Origin of the sequence: Bauldia sp. (genome assembly GCA_037200845.1) — a bacterium.
Taxonomy (GTDB): domain Bacteria; phylum Pseudomonadota; class Alphaproteobacteria; order Rhizobiales; family Kaistiaceae; genus DASZQY01.
Genome location: JBBCGQ010000001.1, coordinates 2,598,338 through 2,623,828 on the forward strand (window position 1 = coordinate 2,598,338; position 25,491 = coordinate 2,623,828).

At 65.0% G+C, this 25,491-nt stretch carries 27 protein-coding genes; 15 read left to right on the forward strand and 12 right to left on the reverse strand.

The genetic code is table 11. The features are described 5' to 3' along the window. Positions 1-71: 71 nt before the first annotated feature. On the forward strand, positions 72-1,250 hold the full coding sequence (locus WDM94_12890; protein MEJ0013489.1) for an MFS transporter: 1,179 nt from the start codon (positions 72-74) through the stop codon (positions 1,248-1,250). 23 nt (positions 1,251-1,273) lie between these two features. On the opposite strand, the gene WDM94_12895 is transcribed toward WDM94_12890, so the two are convergent. Next, the gene (locus tag WDM94_12895) at positions 1,274-2,041 is read right to left on the reverse strand and encodes a helix-turn-helix transcriptional regulator (protein ID MEJ0013490.1); all 768 of its coding nucleotides are present in this window, start codon (positions 2,039-2,041) and stop codon (positions 1,274-1,276) included. A gap of 276 nt (positions 2,042-2,317) precedes the next feature. Here WDM94_12895 and WDM94_12900 point away from each other — a divergent pair, with 276 nt between their 5' ends. From WDM94_12900 to WDM94_12910, 3 genes are all read left to right on the forward strand, one after another. Next, on the forward strand, positions 2,318-3,280 hold the full coding sequence (locus tag WDM94_12900) for a hypothetical protein (protein MEJ0013491.1): 963 nt from the start codon (positions 2,318-2,320) through the stop codon (positions 3,278-3,280). 232 nt (positions 3,281-3,512) lie between these two features. Beyond that, positions 3,513-6,767 carry a carbamoyl-phosphate synthase large subunit gene (gene carB / locus WDM94_12905; GenBank protein MEJ0013492.1) on the forward strand — a complete coding sequence of 1,085 codons (3,255 nt, stop codon included), beginning with the start codon at positions 3,513-3,515 and terminating at the stop codon, positions 6,765-6,767. 78 nt (positions 6,768-6,845) lie between these two features. After that, positions 6,846-7,469, forward strand: a complete 624-nt coding sequence (locus WDM94_12910; GenBank protein ID MEJ0013493.1) for an FkbM family methyltransferase — start codon at positions 6,846-6,848, stop codon at positions 7,467-7,469. 207 nt (positions 7,470-7,676) lie between these two features. Here WDM94_12910 and WDM94_12915 read toward each other — a convergent pair whose 3' ends face one another. Further along, positions 7,677-8,303: a hypothetical protein gene (locus WDM94_12915; GenBank protein ID MEJ0013494.1), complete on the reverse strand. Its 627-nt coding sequence runs from the start codon at positions 8,301-8,303 to the stop codon at positions 7,677-7,679. 322 nt (positions 8,304-8,625) lie between these two features. On the opposite strand from WDM94_12915, the gene greA reads away from it, so the two are divergent. Continuing rightward, positions 8,626-9,099 carry a transcription elongation factor GreA gene (gene greA / locus WDM94_12920; protein MEJ0013495.1) on the forward strand — a complete coding sequence of 158 codons (474 nt, stop codon included), beginning with the start codon at positions 8,626-8,628 and terminating at the stop codon, positions 9,097-9,099. Here the strand turns inward: greA and WDM94_12925 are convergent. Continuing rightward, positions 9,096-9,827, reverse strand: a complete 732-nt coding sequence (locus tag WDM94_12925; GenBank protein ID MEJ0013496.1) for a hypothetical protein — start codon at positions 9,825-9,827, stop codon at positions 9,096-9,098. The genes greA and WDM94_12925 overlap by 4 nt on opposite strands. A gap of 120 nt (positions 9,828-9,947) precedes the next feature. Here WDM94_12925 and WDM94_12930 point away from each other — a divergent pair, with 120 nt between their 5' ends. After that, positions 9,948-10,661: a class I SAM-dependent methyltransferase gene (locus tag WDM94_12930; GenBank protein MEJ0013497.1), complete on the forward strand. Its 714-nt coding sequence runs from the start codon at positions 9,948-9,950 to the stop codon at positions 10,659-10,661. 22 nt (positions 10,662-10,683) lie between these two features. Continuing rightward, positions 10,684-11,451 (forward strand): glycosyltransferase family 25 protein, encoded by a 768-nt coding sequence (locus WDM94_12935; GenBank protein ID MEJ0013498.1) that lies wholly within the window; start codon positions 10,684-10,686, stop codon positions 11,449-11,451. Positions 11,452-11,461: 10 nt separating this feature from the next. On the opposite strand, the gene WDM94_12940 is transcribed toward WDM94_12935, so the two are convergent. The 3 genes from WDM94_12940 to WDM94_12950 are packed head-to-tail and all read right to left on the reverse strand — an operon-like array spanning position 11,462 to position 13,627. Further along, entirely contained in the window at positions 11,462-12,202 is a 741-nt protein-coding gene (locus WDM94_12940; GenBank protein ID MEJ0013499.1) for a hypothetical protein, read from the reverse strand. Between the two features lie 40 nt (positions 12,203-12,242). Continuing rightward, on the reverse strand, positions 12,243-13,010 hold the full coding sequence (locus tag WDM94_12945) for a hypothetical protein (protein MEJ0013500.1): 768 nt from the start codon (positions 13,008-13,010) through the stop codon (positions 12,243-12,245). Continuing rightward, a complete protein-coding gene (locus WDM94_12950; protein MEJ0013501.1) occupies positions 13,010-13,627 on the reverse strand; it encodes a class I SAM-dependent methyltransferase in 618 nt (205 codons plus the stop codon). Before WDM94_12950 ends, WDM94_12945 begins: the two co-directional genes overlap by 1 nt. A gap of 172 nt (positions 13,628-13,799) precedes the next feature. On the opposite strand from WDM94_12950, the gene WDM94_12955 reads away from it, so the two are divergent. After that, positions 13,800-14,651: an alpha-1,2-fucosyltransferase gene (locus WDM94_12955; GenBank protein ID MEJ0013502.1), complete on the forward strand. Its 852-nt coding sequence runs from the start codon at positions 13,800-13,802 to the stop codon at positions 14,649-14,651. Here WDM94_12955 and WDM94_12960 read toward each other — a convergent pair. Beyond that, a complete protein-coding gene (locus WDM94_12960) occupies positions 14,648-15,457 on the reverse strand; it encodes an FkbM family methyltransferase (protein ID MEJ0013503.1) in 810 nt (269 codons plus the stop codon). The two genes, WDM94_12955 and WDM94_12960, sit on opposite strands and share 4 nt — an antisense overlap. After that, a complete protein-coding gene (locus tag WDM94_12965; GenBank protein MEJ0013504.1) occupies positions 15,387-15,854 on the reverse strand; it encodes an Lrp/AsnC family transcriptional regulator in 468 nt (155 codons plus the stop codon). Before WDM94_12965 ends, WDM94_12960 begins: the two co-directional genes overlap by 71 nt. 188 nt (positions 15,855-16,042) lie before the next feature. Between WDM94_12965 and trxB the strand changes: the two genes are divergently transcribed. Together trxB and WDM94_12975 are read left to right on the forward strand one after the other, a co-directional pair. Next, positions 16,043-16,999 (forward strand): thioredoxin-disulfide reductase, encoded by a 957-nt coding sequence (gene trxB, locus WDM94_12970; protein MEJ0013505.1) that lies wholly within the window; start codon positions 16,043-16,045, stop codon positions 16,997-16,999. Positions 17,000-17,078: 79 nt separating this feature from the next. Continuing rightward, entirely contained in the window at positions 17,079-17,969 is an 891-nt protein-coding gene (locus WDM94_12975; GenBank protein ID MEJ0013506.1) for a LysR family transcriptional regulator, read from the forward strand. A 259-nt stretch (positions 17,970-18,228) separates the two neighbouring features. On the opposite strand, the gene WDM94_12980 is transcribed toward WDM94_12975, so the two are convergent. After that, the gene (locus WDM94_12980) at positions 18,229-18,699 is read right to left on the reverse strand and encodes a cupin domain-containing protein (protein ID MEJ0013507.1); all 471 of its coding nucleotides are present in this window, start codon (positions 18,697-18,699) and stop codon (positions 18,229-18,231) included. A gap of 267 nt (positions 18,700-18,966) precedes the next feature. Between WDM94_12980 and WDM94_12985 the strand changes: the two genes are divergently transcribed. Both WDM94_12985 and WDM94_12990 read left to right on the forward strand, forming a co-directional pair. Next, positions 18,967-19,110, forward strand: coding sequence for a hypothetical protein (locus WDM94_12985; protein MEJ0013508.1), 144 nt, complete (start codon positions 18,967-18,969; stop codon positions 19,108-19,110). 2 nt (positions 19,111-19,112) lie between these two features. After that, positions 19,113-19,547 carry a type II toxin-antitoxin system HicB family antitoxin gene (locus WDM94_12990; GenBank protein MEJ0013509.1) on the forward strand — a complete coding sequence of 145 codons (435 nt, stop codon included), beginning with the start codon at positions 19,113-19,115 and terminating at the stop codon, positions 19,545-19,547. Positions 19,548-19,550: 3 nt separating this feature from the next. On the opposite strand, the gene WDM94_12995 is transcribed toward WDM94_12990, so the two are convergent. The 3 genes from WDM94_12995 to WDM94_13005 all read right to left on the reverse strand — a co-directional run bounded on the left by WDM94_12995 (position 19,551) and on the right by WDM94_13005 (position 23,358). After that, the gene (locus tag WDM94_12995; protein MEJ0013510.1) at positions 19,551-20,135 is read right to left on the reverse strand and encodes a hydrolase; all 585 of its coding nucleotides are present in this window, start codon (positions 20,133-20,135) and stop codon (positions 19,551-19,553) included. A gap of 27 nt (positions 20,136-20,162) precedes the next feature. Further along, complete coding sequence (gene msrP, locus WDM94_13000; protein ID MEJ0013511.1) at positions 20,163-21,137, reverse strand: protein-methionine-sulfoxide reductase catalytic subunit MsrP; 975 nt, start codon at positions 21,135-21,137, stop codon at positions 20,163-20,165. A gap of 172 nt (positions 21,138-21,309) precedes the next feature. Then, positions 21,310-23,358 carry an elongation factor G gene (locus tag WDM94_13005; GenBank protein ID MEJ0013512.1) on the reverse strand — a complete coding sequence of 683 codons (2,049 nt, stop codon included), beginning with the start codon at positions 23,356-23,358 and terminating at the stop codon, positions 21,310-21,312. Positions 23,359-23,733: 375 nt separating this feature from the next. Here WDM94_13005 and WDM94_13010 point away from each other — a divergent pair, with 375 nt between their 5' ends. The 3 genes from WDM94_13010 to WDM94_13020 are packed head-to-tail and all read left to right on the forward strand — an operon-like array spanning position 23,734 to position 25,489. Further along, the gene (locus WDM94_13010; protein MEJ0013513.1) at positions 23,734-24,720 is read left to right on the forward strand and encodes a magnesium transporter CorA family protein; all 987 of its coding nucleotides are present in this window, start codon (positions 23,734-23,736) and stop codon (positions 24,718-24,720) included. 48 nt (positions 24,721-24,768) lie between these two features. After that, positions 24,769-24,969: a hypothetical protein gene (locus WDM94_13015; GenBank protein ID MEJ0013514.1), complete on the forward strand. Its 201-nt coding sequence runs from the start codon at positions 24,769-24,771 to the stop codon at positions 24,967-24,969. Then, entirely contained in the window at positions 24,962-25,489 is a 528-nt protein-coding gene (locus WDM94_13020; protein ID MEJ0013515.1) for a hypothetical protein, read from the forward strand. The genes WDM94_13015 and WDM94_13020 overlap by 8 nt, the downstream gene beginning before the upstream one ends. The last annotated feature ends 2 nt before the right edge of the window (positions 25,490-25,491 follow it).

The window sequence follows — 25,491 nt, forward strand, 5'->3', positions numbered from 1 at the left end:
GTTGAATGCGGTGCAGCATAGGCCTATTGTTCAAGGATCGTTGAACTAAGCCTTGAACCCCGGGGTTTCCCATGCTCGCCCGTCTCCTCTGGCTCTCCGTCGGCACCTTCGTCATCGGCGCGGAAGGCTTCATCGTCGCCGGCGTCCTGCCGCAGATCACCACCGACCTTGGCACGACGCTCGCCGCCGGCGGCCAGCTCGTCACCGCCTACGCCCTCACCTACGCCATCGGCTCGCCGGTGCTCGCCACCGCCTTCGGTCGCGCACCGCGCAAGCCCATGCTGGTCGGCGCGCTGGTTGCCTTCGCCATTGCCAACGCGCTCGCCGCCTTCTCGTCGAGCTTCGCCCTGCTGATGGCGGCGCGCGTGCTCCTCGGCCTGTCCGCCGGCCTGTTCATCCCGACCGCCAACGCCGTTGCCGTGCAGATGGTGCCGCCCGAGATGCGCGGCCGCGCCATCGCCACCGTCATCGGCGGCATGACCGTCGCCGTCGCGCTCGGCGCCCCGATCGGCACGCTGATCGCGACGCAGACGTCGTGGCGCGTGCCCTTCGCCGTGGTCGCCGTCGTCAGCCTCGTCGCCTCGCTGGGCCTCGCCGTCTTCATGCCCGGCAAGCTGCCGGTCGGCGCCGTCTCGCTCCGCCAACGCCTGGCGCTCGCCTCCGAGCCGCTGGTGCTGAAGACGCTTCTGGTCACCCTCTTCTGGGCGATGGCGACCTTCACGGTGTTCACCTTCGTCGCCCCGCTGCTCGCCCACGTCGGCGTCACCGGCTGGCAGGTGAGCGGCGCCTTCTTCCTGTTCGGCGCGGCCTCCGCCGCCGGCAACGCCTACGGCGGCGTCATCGTCGACCGCATCGGCTCGGCGCGCACACTGGCCGTCGCGCTGGGCACGCTTGCCGCCTCGCTCGCCGCCATCGCCGTCACCGCGACCTTCGCCTCCGGCACCGCCGCGACGGTGGTCGTGCTGGCGCTGATGGTCGTGTGGGGCGCCGCCGGCTGGGCCTTCTACCCGGCGCAATCCTCGCGCCTGATCGAAGTCGCGCCGGCTGCCCCAGTGGTCGTGCTGTCGCTCAACTCGTCGGCGCTGTTCTTCGGCCAGGCCGGCGGCGCGGCGCTGGGCTCCTTCGTCCAGACCGCGATCCCGCTGACCGACCTCGGCCTCGTTGGCGCGACGTCGGCGCTGATCGCGCTGGCGGTGCTGTTCTGGTCGCGGCGCAGCGTGCCGCGGCTGGCGGTGGCGCCGGCGGAGTAACCGTCGGGGCCAGTCGCTGAGCGCTAAGGCGCCGCGTGAACCGCAAAATTCACGAACTGCTTCTCCGCAAGCGCGAGCCGATTGGCAATGCCGGCGTAGCGCTCGCTCTTCTCCGCCACCACTCCAAACGCGGATGCTGAAGGAATTCCGCCGACGGCGACTTTCTCCATCACGACGGGCGAGACCGACGGCTTCCAATAAAGCTTCTCGTCCGACTGTGTGAGCAGCACGCCATAAAGGAAATTCTCGGGGAAGCGCATGCGATGGAGTGTGATCAACCGCACCGCGCCTTTGGCTATGGTGACCATGTGGATCAACCCAATCATCGGGCTGATGTGGATGAGCCCGGCTTGACTGTGATCGATCGTCGCCCCGGAGGCGTCGGACGACTTGTTGTCGTGATGGAAGGCAAGGGCATTAACGACGTCGGACCAGAAAATCTTCACCGCTGAACAGACGCACGTCATGTGCGGGTCGAACTTGCGGCGATAGAGATAATAATCCCCGAGATATTCCTGGACCGACGCATAGTTATAGGCGCCGTACTCGTCGTCCGCGACGCGCGCGTCACTCTTCTGCTCGAAGAACGATTCGAAATCGACACCCAGGTATTCGCAAGTGTCGATGATCGTTTGCGGGTGGACGCTCTGGCCGTTAATCATCTTGCGGATTGTCTTGGGATCGTAGCCCGTGTCGTGGGCGATCATGAGCTGAGTGATGCCCTTCATCATGATCGCGCGGTTGATGGCCGCTGTGATCTGCGAAGCAACCTCGGTCGGAATGGTGCTCACGGCGCTCCCCCAGAAACTTCCCGATCAGTTCCCCATTTCTCCCTTCTATTCCCCACAACCTACCGGTGCAACATGGTTAACGGATTCTTAACGCCGGATGGGGACGCGCACGCCGATGGCGTTCCGTCAGTTGGTTCGATTGCACTTTCCGGGTTTGGCAAAAGCAGTCGTCGCTGATCAAGCAGCGGCCCGACGAGACCAGCTCAAGTCGGTACCTCAACGTCCCAAGCGCCCACCAGCGCCGACGGACAGGCCAAACGCTGAAAAGGAACTGCCATGAAAACCTCAAGCAAGCTTCTTCTCGCCGTGACCTTCTCCGCCGTCGTCACTGCGTCCGCTCCCGGGCACGCAGGCGTCATTTGCGATCAGGTCTTCAACGTCTTTGGTAAGCTCGCCCACAAGACGTGCCACAACGTCTCGGATGTGGTGACTCCGCCCCTGCAGAAGATACCGACAACGCTGAAGACGATCGGCAAGACTGCAGCGGCGCCGCTCAACGAGGTAGGCAAAGTCCTGCTCGAAGGAAAGAGCACGCAAGATGCGCTCGACGATCTCGTTGACCAGGCGAAGGAAGGGCTCCGCGCCGCCGCTTCCATCCCAACGCTCACCGCTGGGATCGAGAACGCTGCGATTGGCACGGTTGGTGACGTGCTCGGCACCGGCGCAGCGTCGGTCGTTGTGGTCATGCACATGCCCACGCAGGTGGCGAACCAGCTTCCCGGCGTTTTGGTAGACAAGGCGATCGGGGCCAGCGAGGGCGAAGCAATCGGCGCCGAGGACATCGTGGCCGTGCCTCTCGACGCGATGCTCCGCCAGGCGAAAACGTACTATGAGCCTCTGGCCAAGCCGCTCCCGCCCCAAGTTCGCGTGCTTCTTGAGATTGGTGGTCATTTCAGCCGCGAGCAGCTCGACCGAGTCCGCTACATTGTTGATGACAACGCGGGCAACATAGCCGGCCTGATCAATCTCCTGCAGGACAAGCTCGGCGAAGCCACGACCACCAATCACGCCGTGACTATCGACAACATCATCGTTTTCAAAAACACGCCCGGCGCCAAGGGGGATCTCTTCTTCTGGGCCCATGAAGTTCAGCATACGGTGCAATATTCCAACATGGGCATCGACGAGTTCGCCAGTGCCTACGTGAAAAACTACAAGAACCTTGAAGACGATGCCGACCGCGTCGCCAACCTCGTCCTCACCAGTGCCCAGGATTTCATTGCGGCGCTCGGGTCTTAGGTAGCTCCGCACCGGTCGAAAAGGTTCGGCAGCCCCGGGGGATTCCTCGGGGCTGTCGTTGTTGCACAGCGTAGCCGAGCGAGGTCTGGTGCGGGTCGATCCCGAACCTCGGCTCTCGTCGCCGTCCCGGGGGTTCCGCCCCCCGCCCCTTTCCCCTATAAGCCCGGCCTAGCCTGAAACTCTGGATTCGCCCCGGCCGGACCGCCGCGCCGGGGCTTTGTTCGCGAGCCCTATGCCGAAGCGCACCGATATAAAATCCATCCTCGTCATCGGCGCCGGGCCGATCGTCATCGGCCAGGCGTGCGAGTTCGATTATTCCGGCACGCAGGCGATCAAGGCGCTGAAGGACGAGGGCTATCGCGTCATCCTCGTCAATTCCAATCCGGCGACGATCATGACCGATCCGGACCTCGCCGACGCCACCTACATCGAACCGATCACGCCGGAGATCGTGGAGAAGATCATCGCGCGCGAGCGGCCGGATGCGCTGCTGCCGACCATGGGCGGGCAGACGGCGCTGAACACCGCGCTGTCGCTCCGCAAGATGGGCGTGCTCGAAAAGTACAATGTCGAGATGATCGGCGCGACCGCCGACGCCATCGACAAGGCCGAGGACCGCGAGCTCTTCCGCGAGGCGATGAAGAAGATCGGGCTGGAGACGCCGCGCTCCGTGCTCGCCCACAAGCTCGGCGATGCGCTGAACGCGCTGGAGGTGATCGGGCTGCCTTGCATCATCCGGCCGAGCTTCACGCTCGGCGGCACCGGCGGTGGTATCGCTTATAACCGGGAAGAATTTCTCGAGATCGTCGAGCGCGGGCTCGATGCTTCGCCGACCGACGAGATCCTGATCGAGGAGTCGGTGCTCGGCTGGAAAGAATTCGAGATGGAGGTCGTCCGCGACAGGAAGGACAACTGCATCATCGTCTGCTCGATCGAGAACATCGATCCGATGGGCATCCACACCGGCGACTCGATCACCGTCGCCCCCGCCCTGACGCTGACCGACAAGGAATTCCAGATCATGCGCGACGCCTCGATCGCGGTGCTGCGCGAGATCGGCGTCGAAACCGGCGGCTCCAACGTGCAGTTCGCCGTCAATCCGGCCGACGGCCGGCTGATCGTCATCGAGATGAACCCGCGCGTCTCACGGAGCTCGGCGCTGGCGTCGAAGGCGACCGGCTTCCCGATCGCCAAGGTCGCGGCCAAGCTTGCCGTCGGCTACACGCTCGACGAACTGGACAACGATATCACCGGCGGCGCCACGCCGGCGAGCTTCGAGCCGACCATCGACTACGTCGTCACCAAGATCCCGCGCTTCGCCTTCGAAAAATTCCCGGGCGCCGAACCGACGCTGACCACGTCGATGAAATCGGTCGGCGAGGTCATGGCCATCGGCCGCACGTTCGCCGAGTCGCTGCAAAAGGCGCTGCGCGGGCTGGAAACCGGGCTGACGGGCCTCGACGAAGTCGCCATCCCCGGCCTTGGCCAGGGCGACGACAAGAACGCCATCCGCGCCGCCCTAGGAAAGCCGACGCCCAACCGGTTCGTCGCGTGTGCGCAGGCCATGCGGCTGGGGCTGACGGTCGAGGAGATCAACGCCGTCTGCCACATCGACCCGTGGTTCCTGCGCCAGCTTGACGCGATCGTCGCGGCCGAGGACGAGGTGCGCGCCAAGGGTGTGCCGGCGGCGGCCGGGCCGCTTCGCCGGCTGAAGGCGATGGGATTTTCGGACGCGCGGCTGGCGCATCTCACCGGCAGGAACGAAAGCGACGTCGCGAGTTTGCGGCGCAAGGCCGGCGTACATCCCGTGTTCAAGCGCATCGATACGTCGGCTTCGGAATTTGCTTCGCCGACGGCGTATCTCTACTCGACCTACGAGATGCCGTTCGCCGGCGCGGTCGTGGACGAAGCCGCGCCCAGCGACCGCAAGAAGGTGATCATCCTCGGCGGCGGCCCGAACCGCATCGGCCAGGGCATCGAGTTCGACTACTGCTGCTGCCACGCCTGCTTCGCGCTCGCCGACGCCGGCTACGAGTCGATCATGATCAACTGCAACCCGGAGACCGTGTCGACCGACTACGATACTTCCGACCGCCTCTATTTCGAGCCGCTGACCGCCGAGGACGTGCTGGAGATCGTGCGCGTCGAGCAATCGCGCGGCACCCTCCACGGCGTCATCGTCCAGCTTGGCGGCCAGACGCCGCTGAAGCTCGCCGAGGCGCTGGAGAAGGCCAAGGTGCCGATCCTCGGGACCTCGCCTGACATGATCGATCTCGCCGAGGACCGCGAGCGCTTCCAGCACCTGATCGAGAAGCTGAAGCTGAAGCAGCCGCGGAACGGCATCGCCAAGAGCGGCAAGGAAGCCCGCAAGATCGCCGAGGAGATCGGCTTCCCGGTCGTCATCCGCCCGTCGTATGTGCTCGGCGGCCGCGCCATGGAGATCGTCCACGATACGGTGCAGCTCGAGCGCTACATAACGGAAGCCGTGGTCGTTTCCGGCAAGTCGCCGGTGCTGATCGACTCGTATCTCTCCGACGCGATCGAGGTCGATGTCGACGCGCTCGCCGACGGCAAGAACGTCTTCGTCTGCGGCATCATGGAGCACATCGAGGAGGCCGGCATCCACTCGGGCGACTCGGCCTGCTCGCTGCCGCCGCACTCGCTGTCGCCGGAGATCATCGCCGAGCTCGAGCGGCAGTCGCGCGAGCTGGCGCTGGCGCTGAACGTCATCGGGCTGATGAACGTGCAGTACGCCATCAAGGATGGCGACATCTACATCCTCGAGGTCAACCCGCGCGCCTCGCGCACCGTGCCCTTCGTCGCCAAGACCGTCGGCACCGCGTTCGCCAAGATCGGCGCGCTGGTCATGGCCGGAGCGCCGTTGGCCTCGTTCAATCTGAAAACGAAGAAGCTCGATCATGTTGCGGTGAAGGAGGCGGTGTTCCCCTTCGCCCGCTTCCCCGGCGTCGATACGCTGCTCGGGCCCGAGATGCGCTCGACCGGCGAGGCCATGGGCCTCGACCGCGACTATGCCGTCGCCTTCGCCAAGTCGCAGATGGGCGCCGGCGCCGTGCTGCCGCAGGGCGGCACGGTGTTTGTCTCGGTGCGCGACAGCGACAAGAAGAAGATCGTCGAGGCGATGGCGCGGCTGGAGAAGCTCGGCTTCAGGATCATCGCCACCGGCGGCACGAAAGAATATCTCGCCGACAAGGGCATCGCCTGCACGCGCATCAACAAGGTGCTGGAAGGCCGGCCGCACATCGTCGACGCGATCAAGAACGGCGACGTGCAGCTCGTCTTCAACACGACCGACGGCGCCCAGGCCGTATCGGACAGCCGGTCGCTCCGCCGCGCCGCCCTGCTCCACAAGGTACCGTACTACACGACCATCGCCGGCGCGGTCGCCGCCTCCCTCGGCATCGAAGCGTACAAGCGCGGCGAACTCGATGTGCGCCCGCTGCAGGAATACGTCGGCCGCGGTGGCTGACCGGCAATCTCGTTGAGAAAGGACGAATAAAACACTACGCTGCTCGCTGCGGTAGTATTTAGTGCACGCAGGTGGCGTATGCGTTTCTTCTGGCGAAGCAAGGTAAGACCTGGCGCGGCGTCCGCGGCAGCCCTCCGTGAAACCTTTATTGGCCTACAGCGCGAGACGCAGCCGGATCTGTTTGTTGAGGTCGGCGCCTATGACGCAGCAACATCCGTCCAAATGCGCCGATCGCTGCCGCGATCGCGCATCGTCGCCTTCGAGGCGAACCCCTTCAACTACAAGCGCTTTGCCAAGGCGCGTGGGTTGAAAAAGGGCGACGTCGAATTCGTGCTCTCTGCGGTGGCCGACAATTCGGAGCAGCGAACCTTCACAGTTCTTGGCGACGGCAAACGCGCCAACAAGCGCAGTTCGCTACTCGGCAGATCCGGGACCGGGCACTCGTATGTCCATGTCGACGTCCCGTGTACTTCCCTGGACGAATTCTTTCGCGGCTCATCGCATCGCCACGCAGCGTTATGGATCGACGTGGAAGGGGCTGCTCGTGAGGTTCTGACCGGGGCCCAGCGGTTCCTCCCGACAGTGCAATCCCTGTTGATCGAGGTCGAGGAAGAATCCGTTTGGCAGGGGCAATGGCTGAAGCGAGACGTCGAGACCTTGTCTTCGCGCGGCGGGCTTCCAGCCAACCGATCGGGACTTTGAATTTCCCTCTCAGCACAACGTGCTGTTTAGGCGGAAGCGCCCCGACATGGCGAATAGTTGACGCTGGCCGGGATCGAGTCGCGAACTGGCGCTGAACGTCGTCGCTCTGTCGCTCTAATGAACGTCCAGCTCCGCGCGATGTGGGCCCGCTGCAAGCCTGCCTCGCACCGCCAGGTTTCGTGCGTGCAAGCCCGGCAAAGTGACCGCTCAGCGACCGCGCAGCCATCGGCGGATGGCGCGAACGGGCCGGCTTTCACGACCCATAAATTGCTCGAGCGGCGACCGCAGTGCCGCCGGAACCCGCACGATGACGTCGTCCGACACCATGACGAACGCGTCGGCGAAACGCGCGCGCAGGCGATCCACGACGGCACCGATGGTCGGCCACTGGTCGGCCTTGTGCGGTGGCGGCGGCGGATTGAGAAAGAGGCGCGCGTCGTCGATCAGAATCGCGTGCTGAAACTGTCCGGCATCAACGGCGTCGATCTCCTGGAGCAGCGGACACTCCATAGCTTCGCCCGCCGTGCCCTCGCCCGACCAGTGTGCGTCGAGCCAGATCACCGCCGGACCGCGCACGGTAGTAACTACCGGCACCAGCTCATCCTGGCTTTGGCCGAACCGGAGTTCGATGTTGCGCGACGAAGCAAGCATGCCGCGCGCCCGCTCGTAGAGGCGCCGGTCAGCTTCGATGGAAACCGCATGCTGAAAATTGCGGCCAGCCCAGGTGACGGTCCCTCCGAGGTTGGTTCCGGTCTCGACAAAATCTGCCGCTGGTAGGGCGTCGCGCAGCCACAGGGCCAGCCTGTGCGGCACTCCGGAATGAACAATACCCATGCAGTCCCCCATGCCGGCGGGCGCGTCGCATAACCCAGCGCGCGCCGCCATCGTAGCCCTTGAGCGGCATTCCGCCCAACCACATAACTATATGAAATATAAAAGCTTTTTTCTTGAAAGTAACAAGACGCTTGAAGGTAGCGGCGACATGACGGATGCTTGCAGCCGGCCGGGACGACACTTATCTCGCGCCTCGCCGGGCGCTTCGAGACACCGGCACAGTCGTAATCGCGTTCCCATGGTGGGGCTCCAGTCCGGAGGGCCCCGCCCGTTTTGGTATTGTGGTCGCTCGGAAGGCCGGACGGAAAAAGGTTGTAGTGCCATGGAAAAGATCCCGATGACCGCAGGAGGTCATGCAGCGCTGGAGACGGAGCTGAAGCGCCGGACGAGCGAAGAGCGTCCGCGCATCATCGAGCTCATCGCGGAAGCGCGTGGCCATGGCGACCTGTCGGAAAACGCCGAGTATCACGCCGCCAAGGAAGCCCACGGCCACAACGAAGGCCGCATCCTCGAGATCGAGGATCAGCTTTCGCGCGCCGAAATCATCGACGTGTCCAAGCTCAGCGGCAAGACCGTGAAGTTCGGCGCGACGGTGACGCTCGTCGACGAGGACACCGATGAGAAGAAGAAGTACCAGATCGTCGGCGACGTCGAAGCCGACGTGAAGCTCGGCAAGATCTCGATCTCCTCGCCGATCGCGCGCGCCCTCATCGGCAAGTCCAAGGGCGACAGCGTCGAGGTGACCACCCCGGGCGGCGCGCGGGCGTATGAGATTTTGGACGTCAGATTCGGCTAGTCCGCCGCGAAGTGGCGGCGGAAGAAGTCAGGCATCAACGCCTTCCGCCGTGCACTTTTGAAGTGAAGGATCGCCTTGCGCCGATAAGGCAGCATCATGGCCCAGCGGTGCGCCGGCGGCGAATAGTTGTATTCGCCGACCGGCAGCGCTCGCACGATGAAGCCGTTGTGCGTGACCGAGGCGGGCAACCTGAGGCGAGCGTCGATTGATACCATCGCGTTCAGCGCCATCTGGTCCGCCCACCAGTTCGCCTCATGCAGGAAACGACCACCTACCAGCTCGGCCAGCTCGCGCATGAACCGGCGGGAGACTTCCGGCCGTCGATTATGGATCAGCCGAACGCCCGAGTTGATCGGCATCGTCCGCTTCCGCCGGACGGTCACCGCCACGTCGAAATCGTCGGCGAACAACGAGGCGATAGACCGATTGATCAGGATATCGGTGTCAGCGAGCACGATCGGCCGATCCAACGGATGCTCGCTGACGTAGCGTGACTCGGCAGTGAGGCGCGCCAGCATCAGCGGAATATCCCGCAGGTCGTAGCGAACGATTTGCAAGGATGACGTCAGCGCGCCGAGATCAGTTGTCTCATCGGTCAGCACGACAACCTCGGCCGCCCCTTCGCGCTCCAGCGCAGATCGGTAGATCAGTTCGATCAGCGCCACCTCGCGCGCAACGTCCGATGCAACCGTTTCCCGACGGCGCTTCGCGTTGCCCATGAAGAACACGACGATGCGATACGGCGCTTGACCAGGTGTAGCCACGTATGGACTCTCCCACGGGCTTCTTTAGAGGTACAACTCAGCGTTCGGCTTCGTATCCGGGCCCCGATCAGCGGGAATATTCCAGTGAGTCCAACAATCAGCCTAGCGGGTCCGCCGACCACTGCGAAGTACATCGCGTTGCAGCGGACTCACCTCCAGCCCAAGGCAGCGAGGCTCGCAAGGCGGCTGTTTGGCAAGCGCCTCTTCGACCGGAGCCTATTGCCGTATTTCCTTTCGGCGGACCAGATTCTGGCCTCCTACAGTGACGAGATACGCGCAGAGTATCAGGAACTCGCAACCTGGCTTCCGCCGAAAGCGGCCAACATTCTCGACATCGGTTGCGGCCTCGCAGGGATCGACGTGTTTCTGTTCGCGCATTACAGCGTGAATTCACCCCACATCTACCTGATGGATAAGACGCGTACCGACGAGGCCATTCACTATGGGCACGAGAAGGTCGCCTCGTTCTACAACGATCTGGCGCTCGCCCAGCAGTTGCTGACGCGCAACGGAGTGCCTGCTGCAAATATTCACCCGGTTGAAGCCGAGCAAGGTGCGATCGCGCGCTTGCCTGCTCGATTCGACCTTATCCTCTCGCTCCTCTCCTGGGGCTTTCACTACGACTTGGTGACATATCTCGATGAAGCACTGAGGGCGCTCGCCCCCGGCGGCGCAATCATCATCGACGTGCGCAAGGACTCGCCGAGCTTCACCGAACTCAGCGACCGCTTCGGCACCCGCTACGACATCATCGCCGATTTCTCAAAGCATCGGCGCATCAGGATTGCGCCGTCGTAGCTTTCACTCGAGTCCACGATCCATGCGCATACTCGTCATCAATCTCGATCGCTCGCCAGATCGGCTGGCGCATATGTCCACGTCGCTACACGCCCTCGGACTAGAGTTTGAACGTCTGTCGGGCATCGACGGCAAATTGCTCGATCCTCAAGAGCGAGAGGACTTCGAAAGCACGCACCGCCGCGACGTTCCATGGTTGCCGGGCGAAGTGGGAATCTTCCTGAGCCACGTCAAAGCCTGGCGGCAGATCGCTGCGTCCAGCGATGCCTGGTCATTGATACTTGAGGACGACGTGCGGTTTTCGCCCGCGTTGCCATCGTTCATCCAGGATTTCGCGAGGGCAGATTTTCCGACCGACGCACTGATCAAGATCGAGACGATGGGTAACCGGGTGGCCCTGTCGCGCCGGCCCGTTGGGTCCGTCGGACCGATTGCTGTCCACCGCTTGAGATCGCCGCACATGGGCGCCGCCGGCTACCTTATCGCCCGGGAGATGGCGGAGACGCTGGCGAAAGGGCACAGCCGCATCAAGGACACCGTCGATGCGATTTGGATCCCGTCGACCATGAAGGTGTTCGGCGCGCGCCTGCTACAGACCCTGCCGGCGCTGGTTGTTCAGGACCACGCGGACGCTACGGCCGCTCAAATAGGTCTGCCCAGCGTAGTCGATGCCGACCGCCAAAGAGGGCACCGCGAAACATTTCGGCAGCGACTGAAGCGTTCACTACGCAAGCCGCTTTCGCGTAGGCTGGTGTTCGGCAGGCGCGTGCGCATCGCATTCGCCCGTTAGCCTGATCTCGTCACACTTCAGGCAGCAGCCGCGACCAATTCAGCCGCCGCTCCATCCGGTCCATGTTGGCGCTGTAAGCGGACATCGGCTTCTTGCGGTCCGCGTCTACCCAGATCGAAGCCCCCTCCACCACGCGCTTCCGCAGCCCGCGCACTTTTCGCCACATCCGCCCCGTGTCGCGCATCAGTTGCGGCGTGAACGGCCCGCCATAGAAGCGGGTCCTGTAGGCTGACAGTGCAGCCGCCCCGACAGGATTGTGGCCCTGATAGAACTGCTTTTCCGGATCGAGAGCCGGATCCATGTGGTCAACCGCGATTTCCGCAAACGTGCGCCGGATGAAACCGGGGCTGGTCGCGATGACATGAGGCGTCAACCGCCAGCGGCGGCGCCGGCTCGCATTGGAAAGTTGCACCTGCCCCACGCGCAGGTCGTTGAGCTGAGTCGCTAGATGGTCAGGATTGATGCGCCACGCCAGAAGCCAGTCGTCTTCGAGGTGCAGAAACCATTCCGTGGCGACCTCGGACCAGGTCCATCGGACGGCAGCGCCGAAACCAGGCACCTCAGGCCGGCGGATATCTACAACCTCAAAGTACTGGCGGCATATTCGCTCGACCTCGCGATCGTCCTCCTCGCTCCCCCACGCCGGATCGATGTTGATGATCAGGCGCGGCGCCCGGAGCCGGCGAAGCAGGTTGAGATGGAAGGATCGCAGGGTCAGTTCGACAAGCTGCGGACGGCGCGTCGCCACCATTGTGACGTCCAAAGAACCGGGCCCGGTCCGGGCGTCGCCGCTAGTCACGCGCCCAGTACTCCCGAAGCCACGGCGCCGGTAGCGTCGAGCGCCACCATGCGCCTCGGTAGCCTTCAAGCGCCTCCTCCATCTTCGGCTTCCCGTGAAAGCACATGACGCGTGTCCCTGGTGGGAGCTTCGGCTCATGGAAGTAGTTGAACGGCGGCCAAGGAATCGCGTTGCGCTTGAAACTCGCGATCCATTGCGGCGGAAAGAACGCGAAGTCGCCATGCGCCTGCGTCGTCATCGACGTGTATTTCTGCTCCGAGTATTTGGCGCGCGCCGCGGCCGCGAACGGATGCGCGGCAAACTCTTCGTAGATATAGCCGTGACGGATGGGATCGTAGCGGAAGACCGACCCATGGCCGCCCGGCTGGCCGCGCCGTGCCTCGCGCCATTCTTCCCGCATGCACATCTTGCCGGGCGAAAAATCAAACAGGTCGTCCAGCGAGCCGGTGATGGCGACATCGATATCGAGGCCGAGGATCGGACCCTGCATGTCAGCGAGACCCGGCTTGAACAGGCTGATCTTGCGCCACGCGCCCTTGCGTTTCGGCTCGGTCATCAAGCGCGCCATCTCGGCTTCGAACGGCTCTACCGGCAGCGGATGAACCTCGACCTCGGGCGAGATGCCCTCCGACCTTTCGGTGAAGCATAGAAAGCGGAACGGCCGCCGGAGGAAACGCGCAACGCCGGCATGGAGGCGGTTGACGTAGTACGGCGGGTACTTGTCACCCCACTTGATGCAGACAACGTTGGCGACAGCCACTAGGCCCGCTCCTGCGCAGCCACGCCCGCCTTGCGATAGAAGGCGGAATCCGGAGCGACGAGCGTAAACTCGCTGCCGCCGGTATCGGTACCAAGCAGCAGACCGCCCGGACGCACGAGCCGGCCCACGTTGTCACGCGCATTTTCCCGTAGCCGATCCCGCACACGGCCGACAACGGCGAAGGCAACGACCAGATCGAACTTGCCGCGGTATGGCGCCAGCCGCACGGATCGCTCCTCGCCGAGATCGGCAACCACGGTGTCCACCTTGTGACCGCGCACGCCTTGAGCAGCTACCCGCACCACGCGGGGATTGATGTCGATGAGGGTCAGCCGGAACGGGATGTTGCGAAGCGCTGCCACCAACTCCATGGTCTCGTAGTTTTCGTAGAAGGCGTCGGGCATTGGCACGCGCCGCACCCCAGCCTCTATGCGCCGGAAGAAGTCCCACCCAGGCATGTCGATCGCCGAAAGGCGGCCCAAGTACTTGACCGCCAGCCCCGGCCCGACATTAGCAACCTCCAGCGGCCGCCCGGACGAAGGCGCCTCGACGAAGCGCTGCAACGTGTTGAATATGTTGGCACGGCGCCGCGGACTGGTCGTTGTTTTGAGGTCCATGATGGTCTCAAATCGCACTTCTCACAGGCCAAAGCCAATACAATATCCATGACGGGACGTCAGGCCGGCGACGGCACACGGCGCGTGGGTGGCCTGTCGCCTCCTCAAGCCCTATTAGAGACGCGGGACTGAGCAGATGCGGGTGCAAGCCGGGCAAAACGGGAGCTGATACGTGATTGTCGTGCATGTCCTGGGCGGTCTCGGCAACCAGCTCTTCCAGTATGCGGCCGCGCGCGCGTTGGCCCTTCGCCGCGGTACGACGGTCGGTATCGATACCCGCTACTTTCGCAAGGCCCGCCCGCGCGAACTTGAGCTGGCAAATTACGAACTCCCCACCGCCCCGATCGACCGACGGTCGCTGCCGCCCAGAAAACGCCACCGGATGCGGCGCGCGCTTTGGATCGCACTGCGGTCCAAGCCGGTGGTCTTCCGCGAGGAAAGCTTGCGATTTGACAGTCGGGTGCTTTCGCTGCCCGCCGACACGTATCTGGAAGGGTACTTCCAGAGCGAGCGCTATTTCGAAGACGCCGCGTCCGCGATCCGGGCGGACCTGACGTTGCAGCGCCCCCTGCAACCGGCAAACGTCGAATGGCGGGCGCGCATTCGCAAGGGCCTTGCCGTGTCGCTGCACATTCGTCGTGGCGACTATGTTTCGAACCCGGAAACCAACCGCGTGTTTGGCGCGCTCGACCTGAACTACTATCTCGCCGCCGCGGACGCCATGCACGAGCGGCTACGTGAACCGTTGAGATTTTTTGTCTTCTCGGACGAGCCGGAGTGGGCAAAGGCAAACCTGAAGCTCCCCTACCCGACCGAGTTCGTTGACAGTGATGGCCCCGCCGTCGAGCATCTCGCGCTGATGTCCGAATGCCGGCACCACATCACGGCCAACAGCAGCTTCTCGTGGTGGGGCGCATGGCTTAACCCCGCCGCCGACAAGCACGTCATCGCGCCCAAGCAGTGGTTTCTCAGCCCGACGCTGGATGCTTCAACGCTTGTACCGGATCGCTGGCAGCGCCTCTAGCGAGGCGGGAGAAACAGCACGTCGCCATGCCGCGGTGGCCGCGACATCGGCACAAATCCCCGCTTCTTCAGGAATTTTCGCACATCGCCAAATTGGGCTCCACCCTGATAGAAGCGGCCGCGCGACACCTCCGAGATGACCGCGCGCGCGCTTTTAAGAACCTGCTCAGCCCCCTTAAGCGCCAGCAGTTCGGCGCCCTGCACATCCACGATCAAAGTGTCGATGGCACCGAGCAGGCCATACTCCTGCGCTATACTATCCAATGTGCGCGTTCGCGCTTTCTCCCGCGTGCCGGTCTCGGTGACACCACGGAAACTCGACCGGTGCCGCGAACCTAGCGGGAAGAGCGAGCTCGACATGCCGTCGTTGCTAGTCTGGCGGAGTTCTGCCTCTTCCCCTTCGCGGTCGCTGACGAGCGCGCACACGGCACGCTGCCTGCACGTGGCATTCGCGGCCTCGGCGCCCAGAATCTCCGATAACCGCGCATAGACAGCGGGCGATCCCTCGATCCAAAGGACGTCGCGGTACCCCATATCCTCGTATCTCTGGCGCTCCTGGGCGAGATGCGCGCCAACGTGAACGAGAGTTCGGAACGGTTTCTCATCTGCAGTCAGCTCAGCGAGAAGCCTCAGCGGGTCGGACTCGCGCGTGAGACGCCAGAGAGAGGGAGGCCAGAGCAACGACACAAGCGATACCCGCGATGATGTTTCGGGCAACGTATACACGAACCCTGTATCACGCCACCGGCACCGCCGGCTCGTCCTTGATGCGCCGCAATACCAGAGCGGTGCGGACGCTGTCGACATTGGGCGTCTTGGTCAGTTCCTCGATCACGAAGTTCTGGAAGGAAGGCAGGTCCGGCGCGACGCACTTCAGCACGAAATCGATCTCGCCCGAGGCGAGGTGGCATTCGCGCACGATCTGCCAGGAGCGGATCTTGTCCTCGAAGGCGACAAGATCGGCCTCCGCCTGGCTGGCGAGGCCGATGAACACGAACGCGGTGAGGTCGAACCCGAGGCTTTTTTCATCGAGCAGCGCCCGGTAGCCGCGCACGATCCCGGCCTCCTCGAGCGCCCGGACGCGACGCAGGCACGGCGGCGCCGATATGCCGACGCGGCGCGCCAGTTCGACGTTGGTCATGCGGCCGTCGGCCTGCAGCTCGCGCAGGATCTTCCAGTCGATGGTGTCCAGCCGGGCTTTCAATGCAGGGCCTCTCTGCCTATCTATGCGCTGTCGGCTTACCGGGCGCGGGGCGAGCCGTTCAGCTTTCCTGCGCCATATGGAAAGAAAAGTTCGCGGGAACGCAATAGTTGACCGCGGCCCCGCCTTGCAACCCTCCCCGGCACGCCTACAATTTCGGCGAATTCGGGCGAATCTGACGGACGTTCTCCATGCACGCCAAGGCCATCATCGTCGGCTCCGGACCCGCCGGGTATACGGCGGCGATCTATGCGGCCCGCGCAATGCTGGAGCCTATTCTGATCGCCGGCGTCACCGTCGGCGGGCAGCTTACGACCACCACCGACGTCGAGAATTATCCGGGCTTCGCCGACATCATCCAGGGCCCCTGGTTGGTCGAGCAGATGAAGGCCCAGGCCGAGCATGTCGGCACGCGCTTCGTCAACGACCACATCCTGTCGGTCGACCTGTCGCGCCGCCCGTTCGTGCTGAACGGCGACAGCGGCACCAAGTACACGGCCGACACCCTCATCATCGCGACCGGCGCCGAGGCCAAGTGGCTGAATCTGCCCTCGGAGCAGCAGTTCCGCGGCTACGGCGTTTCGGCCTGCGCCACCTGCGACGGCTTCTTCTATCGCAACCGCGAGGTCGTCGTGGTCGGCGGCGGCAACACCGCCGTCGAGGAGGCGCTGTTCCTTACGAACTTCGCCTCGAAGGTGACGCTCGTGCATCGCCGCGATCACCTGCGCGCCGAGAAGATCCTGCAGCACCGCCTGTTCGCCCACCCGAAGATCAGCGTCGTCTGGGACTCGGAGTTGCAGGATGTGCTGGGCAACGGCACCGTGCCGCCCGCCGTCACCGGCGCGCGCATCCGCAACGTCCGCACCGGCGCGACCACCGACCTCAAGGTCGACGGCGTTTTCGTCGCCATCGGCCATGCGCCGGCGACCGCGTTCCTCGAAGGGCAACTGAAGCTTCGCCCGTCCGGGTACCTGTGGACCGCGCCCGACTCGACCGCGACCTCGATCCCCGGCGTGTTTGCCGCGGGCGACGTGACCGACGAGACCTTCCGCCAGGCGGTCACCGCCGCCGGGCTCGGCTGCATGGCGGCGCTGGAGGCGGAGCGCTGGCTGGCCGAGCGCGAGATCACGGCGGAAGCAGCGGAATAGCGGCACCCTCCTTGCTTTCAGGCGGGGATAGTCGATGACGGGGAACGGGGACGGCTGGCCGCGAGGAGGCGGCAACCGGATGGACTGGGACAAACTCCGCATCTTTCAGGCGGCGGCGCAGGCGGGATCGTTCACCCACGCCGGCGAGGCGCTGAACATGAGCCAGTCGGCGGTGAGCCGGCAGGTGAGCGCGCTCGAGCAGGATCTCGGCGTCCCCCTCTTCCACCGCCACGCCCGCGGCCTCATCCTCACCGAGCAGGGCGAGGAACTTTTCCGCGCCGCAAGCGACGTCCTGGTCAAGCTGCAGTCGGTGCGTTCGCGCCTGACCGAGTCGGAGGAGAAGCCGAGCGGCACGCTGCGCATCACCACCACCGTCGGCCTCGGCTCGACGTGGCTGACGCAGCGCGTCCACGAATTCGTCGACCTCTATCCGACGATCAGCCTGCATCTCATCCTCGACGACGACGAGCTCGACCTGTCGATGCGCCAGGCCGACGTCGCCATACGCCTGCGCCAGCCGACACAGCCGGATCTCATCCAGCGCCGGCTGTTCACGGTGCACATGCATGTCTGGGCGGCGCCGTCGTACCTCAAGCGGTTCGGCCGGCCGGAGAAGGTCGCCGACCTCGACTCGCACCGCATCGTCACCTTCGGCGTGCCGGTGCCGGCGTACTTGCGCGATCTCAACTGGCTGGAGCTTGCCGGGCGCGGCTCCGACAACCCGCGCGACTCGGCGCTGAAGATCAACAACATCTTCGCCATCAAGAACGCGGTGATGAACGGCACCGGCCTCGCCGTGCTGCCGAGCTACATGGTCGAACCGGACTCCGGCCTGGTGAAGCTGTTGCCCGAGGAGCAGGTGCCGAGCTTCGCGACATACTTCGTCTACCCGGCCGAACTGAAGAACTCGGCGCGTGTGCATGTCTTCCGCGATTTTCTTCTGAGCAAGGCGCAGAACTGGTCGTATTGAGGTTGTGGTTTGTTTGTCACAACCTGCAACGATCTTTGGCAATTCATGCAGTGCCTATTTGCGCGGCAATGAACATTGCTCAAGATGATCGGGCTGATGCGGCGATTCGTTCGTTACTTCCTCCCTCCGAACGAATGTCCCCATTGAGCTTGTTCCCCTCTGGAAGGCGTATGCCGCTGGCCATGCCGCGGCAAAACCTTGCCGGGTCTCCTAAGACGGGGCCCGGCTTTTTCTTCGCCTTCTTCCGGAACGCATCCCGCTACTTGTGAATCGGGTCGACCCAGCGGACGTCTTCCGGCTTCTCGACCGGCTCGATGTCGAGGTTGACGACCACCGCCTCGTTGTCCGAGCGCACGACGACGCACTCCAGCGGCTCGTCGGTCGAGGCATTGATCTCCTGATGCGGGACGAACGGCGGAATGAAGATGAAGTCGCCCGGCCCGGCCTCGACGACATATTCGAGATGGTCGCCCCAGCGCATGCGCGCCCGGCCGCGCATGACGTAGATCACGCTCTCTAGCGCGCCATGATGATGCGCGCCGGTCTTGGCGTTGGCCTCGATGCGCACCGTGCCCGCCCAGATCTTCTGCGCGCCGACGCGGGCGTAGTTGATCGCGACGGCGCGCTGCATCCCGGGCGTCTGCGCCGTGTTCGGGTCAAGCCGGTCGCCGGGGATGACGCGGACGCCGTTGGTCTTCCAGTCGATTTCGTGCGGGTGGTGGTGCGACATCGGATGACCGCGGGGTTGGAAGGATCAGTTTCGCCCCGCGGCCGGGAATTGCAACACCGACCGCGGTCCGCGGCGCGGCTGGCGTCCGGAAGGACGTATGGCGCCGGCCGGATGCGACAAAACCTTGCCGGGTCCTTGCGACGGAGATTTGGTTTTTCTCGCCTCGACTTGAGTTTCGCACAAAAATGTGCGACACAGAAGGTCGTGAAGAGGGAACAGCTTTTCTCGGCATTGCGCCGCTGGTGCCGGAAGAATCACCGTTCGTTCTTGGTCGATACGGTCGCCGGCAAGGGTTCACACGTGAAGGTCTACGTCGGCGACGCTTCGACGGTAGTCAAGTCGGGCGATCTGTCGCCAATCTACGTCGGCCTCATTCTCAAACAGCTCGGCCTTCCAAAGGATGCCGTATAGCCATGCGCTACATTTTTCCTGCAAGGCTCGAGTCGCATCGCGGCACGGTGATCGTTTCCTTCCGCGACCTGCCAGAGGCCATCACCGAAGGACGTGACCGGACGGCCGCATTGCATGAGGCTATCGACTGTCTCGACACCGCGCTGCTTTTTCGCATCAAGGAGGGCGCACCCATGCCTTCGCCCTCGCGACTGCGCGCGGGAGAAGTCGCAGTGGCTGCCTCGCCAAGCATCGCCGCCAAGGCCGCGTTCGTGCGCGCCTTTGCCGAGTCAGGCTTAACTCGGGTTGCTTTGGCGGCCGCTCTAGGCGTACGCGAAACCGAGGTTCGGCGAATGCTCGATCCGGATCACGGGACCAAGCTCGATCGCTTGAACGAGGGCATGCGTGCCCTCGGCCGCCAGTTCGTCATCGTCGACCAACCCGCCGACGCGGCGTAGCCCCTAGCCCCCAATCGCCGCAACGATCTCCGCCGTCGGCCGCGTACGGCCGAGGCGCGGGAAGATTTTCTCCACCGCGAATTTGTGGTTGTCGGCCGAAGCCGCGGAAATCGCGTCCTCGGCGAAGACGACCGCGTAGCCGTGCTGCCACGCCTCGCGGCCGGTGCCTTCCACACCGAAGTTGGTGGCGATGCCGGTGAGGATGATCGTGTCGATGCCGCGGCGGCGGAGCTGCAGGTCGAGCTCAGTGCCGTGGAAGGCGCCCCACTGCCGCTTGGTGATGACGACATCGGCGGCGAGCGCCGCGATCTCCGGCACGAGGTCGGACCAGTTGGCCGGCATGCCGCCGGGCGGCACCTGCATCTGCTGGTCGGTCGGCTGCGCCAGGCGGTCGGCGCCGCCGGCCGAGAAGGCGACGCGCACCGGCACGATCAGGCCGCCGCCGGCCTTCAGCGGCGCGGCGATCTTTACGGTATTGGCGATGACCGCGGCGGCAGTGTGCGGCGCGACGTTCATGCCGGCGACGCCGTGCTGGAGGTCGATGATGACGAGCGCCGTGTTCTTCGGCGTGAGGGCTAGGTCGGCCATGGCGGTCCCCGGTTGGTGCGACTCGGCTCAAATATAGAGCGGCTCGGCGTCCATTCCCGCGTAGAGACCGGCGACAAATTCGCCGTAGCCGTTGAATGGCAGCGTCGGCATCGCCTCGCCGGTGGCGAGGTCGTGCTCGCTCGCCTGATGCGGCGTGGCCGGGCTGACGTTCGCCCAGAAGCCGAAGCGGGTGTCGAGCTGCGGCCAGAAGGTCGCCGGGCGCGACTCCACGAAGGAGAAGCGCACGATCGACTTGATCGACTTGAAGCCGTACTTCCACGGCACGGCCAGCCGGATCGGCGCGCCCATCGATTTCGCCGCCGGCTTGCCGTACGCGCCGGTGACCAGGAAGGCGAGGTCGTTGCCGGCCTCGGCGAGCGTCAGCGCCTCGACGTAGGGCCACGGATACCAGGACTGCTTCTGGCCGCTGGCGATGTCCGGCGCATAAAACGACTCCATGCGGAGATATTTCGCCGAACCGAGCGGCTTCGCCATATCGACCAGCGCCTTCAGCGGGAAACCGGTCCACGGCACGACCATCGACCAACCCTCGGCGCAGCGGTGGCGATAGACGCGCTCCTCGAGGCTGACGCGCTTCAGGAGATCGTCGATGCCGAGCGTGAAGGACGACGCGACCAGCCCATCGATGCGCATCTCCCACGGCCGCACCACGAGATTGTGCGCCGGCGCGACGATGTTCTTGGCCGCGCCGAATTCATAGAAATTGTTCCAGGTCGTCGCCCGCACCTCGGGCGTGACCGCGCGCGCGACGGCGTAGCGCGGGCTCCGCGCCGCCGGATAGAGGCCGCGCGAGGGATCGCTGGCCGCGGCGCGCGATGCCTCGATCTCGGGATCGCGGCGATTGAGCAGCACGCCGCCGATGGCGCTCGCGCCCGCCAGCACGGCGGCGCCGGCGATCAACGTCCGGCGATTGAGATAGATCGCCTCCGGAGTTGCCCGGCCCTCCGGCAACTCCCAGCCGCCACGCGTCCTTACCGACATCCGCTCGACTCACGCACGCACCGCCGCCGCCAACTGCGAGAGTGAGAGTCGCGATGGTGGCGAGCAAATCACGATCGGCGTTGGTCCACATGGAACTCGGCCTGGTCGCGCGGGAGCGTCAGCATCGCCGCGCGAGAGGAGGAGGCACACCCCTCCCGCCGCAACAGGATCGCTACGCCGCGACCGCCCTCGCCCGCTCCACGATCTGGTCGGCGACCTTGCCGCTGAGTTCGGCGAGATGATCGAAGCGCGCGCGGAAGGTGCCGACGCCTGCCGTTGCCGAGCGGAGCTCCACGATGAGGTCGCGGATCTCCGACTGCGGGATCAGCGCCTCGACCACGTCCCAGCCCGGCCAGCCCGGCCGCGCGTCGAAGCCGAGCAACTGGCCGCGGCGCTGCGAGACGATGCCGTTGACGCGCGGCGTCGCGTCGGAGGGAACCGCGACCTCGACCTTCAGCACCGGCTCGAGCAGCACCGGCTTGCACTGCGGCATGCCCTCGCGCATGCCGATCTGCGCCGCCGTGCGGAAGGCCATGTCGGAGGAATCGACCGAGTGGTAGGAGCCGTCGGTGAGCGTCACCGACAGGTCGACAACCTGGAAGCCGAGCGGCCCCTGCGCGAGATATTCGCGCACGCCCTCCTCGATCGAGGAGAAATAATTCTTCGGCACCGCGCCGCCGGTGACCGTCTCGGCGAACTGGAAGCCGGAGCCGCGCGGCAGCGGGCTGATGTCGAGCACCACGTCGCCGAACTGGCCGTGGCCGCCGGACTGCTTCTTGTGGCGGCCGCGGATGCTCACGGCGCCGCGGATGGATTCCTTGTAAGGCACTGTCGGCTCGTGGGTTTTCACCCCGATCCCGTACTTGCCGGTGAGCCGCTCCAGCGCCACGCGGAGGTGCATCTCGCCCTGCCCCTCGATCAGCGTCTCGCCGGTGTCCTGGCTGTGGCTGACGCGGAGCGATGGATCTTCCTCCACCGCCTTGGCGAGCGCGGCCGACAGCTTCACGTCGTCCTTACGCTCGGCCGAGGCGACGGCGGTGCCCAGCACCGGATCGGGCGGGGCGAGCGTCACGATGTCGGCGACCGGTGCCTTGCCGGCGACGAGCGTCATGCCGGTGCGCGCGGTGTCGAGCTTGCCGAGGCCGACCGTTTCGCCGGCCTTCGCCGCGTCGCGCTTCTGCGCCTGCTGGCCGAAAATGCGGAAGACGCCGGAGACACGGCCGACCGGCCCGCCGGTGCCGGTGAGCTCGGCGCCGTCGCCGACCGAACCGGACAGGACGCGGGCGATGGACAGCTTGCCGCCGTGGCTGGTGTGCAGCGTCTTCAGCACCTGCACCACCGCCTCGCCATTCTCCTTCACCTTGAGGCGGGCGCGAGTGTCGGCGATGCCGGGAGACTCGTGGCGGATGGCCTTGAGCAGCCGGCCGACGCCGTGGCCGTGCTCGGCTGAGCCGATCAGTACCGGGCAGATGACGCCTTCGCGCATCTCCATGGCGAGGTCGGCGAATACGCGGTCGCGTGGCGGCTCGATCTCGGAGAGCAGTTGCTCCATTAACTGATCGTCGTAGTCGGCGAGCGTCTCCAGCATGTGGAACCGCTCCTCGGTCTCCGCCGCCTTAGCCTCGGTCGAGATGTCGATGACTTCGCTCGGCGCATGTTCGCGGTAGACGAAGGCGCGTTCCAGCGCGAGGTCGATGAAGCCGGTGACGGTGTTGCCCTGCCGGATCGGCATGTGTCGGAGCACCAGCGGGATCGCGCTCGCGCGTTGCAGGGTCGCCAGCGTCTCGCGGACGCCGCCCTCGATCCTATCGACCTTGTTGAGGAACAGGACATGCGGGATGCCCTTGTCCTCCAGCGCCTTCAATATTACCTGCAGTGCCGGCACTTTCTTCTCGTCGGCTTCCGCCACCACCACCGCCAGATCGACCCCGGCGACCACCGGCTCCGCCTCGAAGGCGAACTCGATCGAGCCCGGGCAGTCGATGATCGTCAGCCTGTCGCCCATGAATTCGGTCTCGGTGACGTTGACCTCGACGCTCATCTGGTGCGCCCGCGCTTCCGGGCTGGCGTCGCCGACGGTGTTCTTTTCGCCGACCGTGCCCTGCCGCGTCACCGCACCGGTGCGCGCCAGTATTGCCTCGAGAAGCGTGGTCTTGCCGCTTGCGAATGGCCCCACCAGTGCGATGCACCGGGGGCCGCCTGCTCTGCTGCCGTTACCCATGGCCGTGCCTCCCATGGCTACTTGTTGCCACGCGAAGGCCGCCGCCTTCTGCGCGGGGATGGCGGATCGTGTTCCTGAACGGCGGTGGTGACAAGGGTTAATCTTGTGCCGCGCCGAGCGTGGGAGAGACACCCTCTCCGAAACCGCGACGCGGCTTCGGCCCTCCCACAAGGGGAGAACTCGTCGCGCTGCTAGACCCGATCTCCACTTGAACCCTCCCCTTGTGGGAGCGTCAAAACGCCGAAGGCGTTTTGGGGAGGGGTGTGGTGAGGGAAAAGACACTGTTGGTGCGGCATCGTGTGCCCCACTGCCCCGCGCGCCGCGCTTGATCGGCGACCGGCAAGGGTGCATGTCCGTCCGGAAAGGGCTGAGCGAATGCTGACTGCGTACCGTCTGAGCGAGAAGGGTCTGGAGGAGGTCGTCGCGACCGACCCGGCGGCGTTGCCGCCGGACGTCGCGTGGGTCGACCTGCACCAGCCGACGCTCGACGAGGACCGCACCGCCGAGCGCTTCCTGGCCGCCCAGATCCCGAGCCGCGAAGAAACCGAAGAGATCGAATTTTCGAGCCGCTTCTATGCCGAGGACGGCGCCGTGTTCATGACGGCGACGCTCTTGACCGGCATCGATACCGGCAAGCCGATGCTGGCGCCGTTTACCGTCGTGGTCGCCGGCGACCGCATCGCCACGGTGCGCTACGACGACCTGCGCGCCGTCCGCCAGTTCATCAACCGCGCCGCCAAGCCCGGCAGCGCCTGCACGACGACGCCGGCGATCTTCCTCGGCCTGATCGAGGCGGTCGTCGACCGCACCGCCGACGTCCTGGAACGCATCTCCAAGGACGTCGACAAGATCAACACGGAAGTCTTCTCCAAGCAGGACATCAGCCGCCAGACCGTGCAGAGCGGCCGCCGGCTGGAAGGCCTGATCAGCGACATCGGCCTGCAGGGCGACCTTGCCGCCAAGGCGCGCGAGTCTCTCTCCTCGCTCGAGCGGCTGGTGCAGTACGCCGGCCTCGCCCTGCCGCTGATCAACGCTAAAGGCTCGAGCCGCTCGCGCCTCAAGCTAGCTGGCCGCGACATCAAATCGCTCGAGGACCACGTCACCTTCTTGTCGGGCAAGATCACGTTCCTGCTCGACGCCACGCTCGGCCGCATCAACGTGCAGCAGAACGAGGTGATCCGCATCCTGACGGTGGCGACCACCGTGTTCTTCCCCCCGACCTTGCTCGGCACCGTCTGGGGCATGAACTTCCACGCCATGCCGGAACTATCGTGGAGCTATGGCTATCCGCTGGCGATCCTGGCGATGATCGCCTCCGGCATCCTGCCGTTCCTTTATTTCAAGCGGCGCGGCTGGCTCTAGAGCGCGGGCGGGAATCGCCCCATAATGCGCTCCAGGAGCCGTCGGCCAATGCCTCCGGAAGAACAGAGGGAAGACCTGCCCGAGGGGCGCGGCGAGCGCCTGCGGGTTGACGCGTCGAAGGTGGACGTGGCGCGGCTGCGCCTGTCCGCCGTCGACCGCATGGTCTTCGGCGCCGAGCGCCGCCACGCCGTCGAGGACCACGACCGCCTGATGAAAGAAGCCGTGATGGGGCTGTTCGGCCATGGCTGAGCCCGCCGTCCGCCCGGTCGAACTGCCGCCGTGGAGCCTCGCCTCGCTCGCCGACGAGGCCAACTTCGACCGGCTGGTCGACACGGCCGCGACCGCGATCGCCGACCGTTTCACGCTGAAGGTCCACCAGAACACCGTCTCGCGGCGGATGGCCTACACCACCTTCATCGACAGCCTGGCGACGGAGAACCTGCCGCTCATCGACTATCGCGCCTTCGTCGCGATCTGCGGCAATCTGATCGCGGCGATCGCGCGCCACCGCGTCGTCTCGTTCTCGGCGATGATCCGCGATCCCCGCGACCGCATGATCGGCGTCATCCTGAAATATCCGAACGAGGTGACCGCACTCGCCGCCGGCGCCGCGCTCTATTCGCTGCGCGTGCGCGAACTGACCGGCGAGGGCGCCGCCAGCGGCCTCCCCGCCATGGTCGTGGAGAACGCCGCCGCCAACCTCAACCGCCACCCCGAGGCGGCGGCAAAATTCCGCGAGCTGCTCCAGCTATCGACGCCGTGGACCTGACG

Excerpts from the sequence above, each read along its gene's own strand:
- WDM94_12980 (MEJ0013507.1), bottom strand. The coding sequence starts at position 18,699 with ATGTCGCACCACCACCCGCACGAAATCGACTGGAAGACCAACGGCGTC.
- WDM94_12950 (MEJ0013501.1), bottom strand. The coding sequence starts at position 13,627 with ATGGACCTCAAAACAACGACCAGTCCGCGGCGCCGTGCCAACATATTC.
- msrP (MEJ0013511.1), bottom strand. The coding sequence starts at position 21,137 with ATGTCGGTAAGGACGCGTGGCGGCTGGGAGTTGCCGGAGGGCCGGGCA.
- WDM94_12975 (MEJ0013506.1), top strand. The coding sequence starts at position 17,079 with ATGGACTGGGACAAACTCCGCATCTTTCAGGCGGCGGCGCAGGCGGGA.
- WDM94_12990 (MEJ0013509.1), top strand. The coding sequence starts at position 19,113 with ATGCGCTACATTTTTCCTGCAAGGCTCGAGTCGCATCGCGGCACGGTG.
- WDM94_12915 (MEJ0013494.1), bottom strand. The coding sequence starts at position 8,303 with ATGGGTATTGTTCATTCCGGAGTGCCGCACAGGCTGGCCCTGTGGCTG.
- WDM94_12935 (MEJ0013498.1), top strand. The coding sequence starts at position 10,684 with ATGCGCATACTCGTCATCAATCTCGATCGCTCGCCAGATCGGCTGGCG.
- WDM94_12890 (MEJ0013489.1), top strand. The coding sequence starts at position 72 with ATGCTCGCCCGTCTCCTCTGGCTCTCCGTCGGCACCTTCGTCATCGGC.
- WDM94_13020 (MEJ0013515.1), top strand. The coding sequence starts at position 24,962 with ATGGCTGAGCCCGCCGTCCGCCCGGTCGAACTGCCGCCGTGGAGCCTC.
- WDM94_12940 (MEJ0013499.1), bottom strand. The coding sequence starts at position 12,202 with ATGGTGGCGACGCGCCGTCCGCAGCTTGTCGAACTGACCCTGCGATCC.
- WDM94_12910 (MEJ0013493.1), top strand. The coding sequence starts at position 6,846 with ATGCGTTTCTTCTGGCGAAGCAAGGTAAGACCTGGCGCGGCGTCCGCG.
- trxB (MEJ0013505.1), top strand. The coding sequence starts at position 16,043 with ATGCACGCCAAGGCCATCATCGTCGGCTCCGGACCCGCCGGGTATACG.
- carB (MEJ0013492.1), top strand. The coding sequence starts at position 3,513 with ATGCCGAAGCGCACCGATATAAAATCCATCCTCGTCATCGGCGCCGGG.
- WDM94_13005 (MEJ0013512.1), bottom strand. The coding sequence starts at position 23,358 with ATGGGTAACGGCAGCAGAGCAGGCGGCCCCCGGTGCATCGCACTGGTG.
- WDM94_13010 (MEJ0013513.1), top strand. The coding sequence starts at position 23,734 with ATGCTGACTGCGTACCGTCTGAGCGAGAAGGGTCTGGAGGAGGTCGTC.
- WDM94_13015 (MEJ0013514.1), top strand. The coding sequence starts at position 24,769 with ATGCCTCCGGAAGAACAGAGGGAAGACCTGCCCGAGGGGCGCGGCGAG.
- WDM94_12995 (MEJ0013510.1), bottom strand. The coding sequence starts at position 20,135 with ATGGCCGACCTAGCCCTCACGCCGAAGAACACGGCGCTCGTCATCATC.
- WDM94_12900 (MEJ0013491.1), top strand. The coding sequence starts at position 2,318 with ATGAAAACCTCAAGCAAGCTTCTTCTCGCCGTGACCTTCTCCGCCGTC.
- WDM94_12960 (MEJ0013503.1), bottom strand. The coding sequence starts at position 15,457 with ATGTCGACAGCGTCCGCACCGCTCTGGTATTGCGGCGCATCAAGGACG.
- greA (MEJ0013495.1), top strand. The coding sequence starts at position 8,626 with ATGGAAAAGATCCCGATGACCGCAGGAGGTCATGCAGCGCTGGAGACG.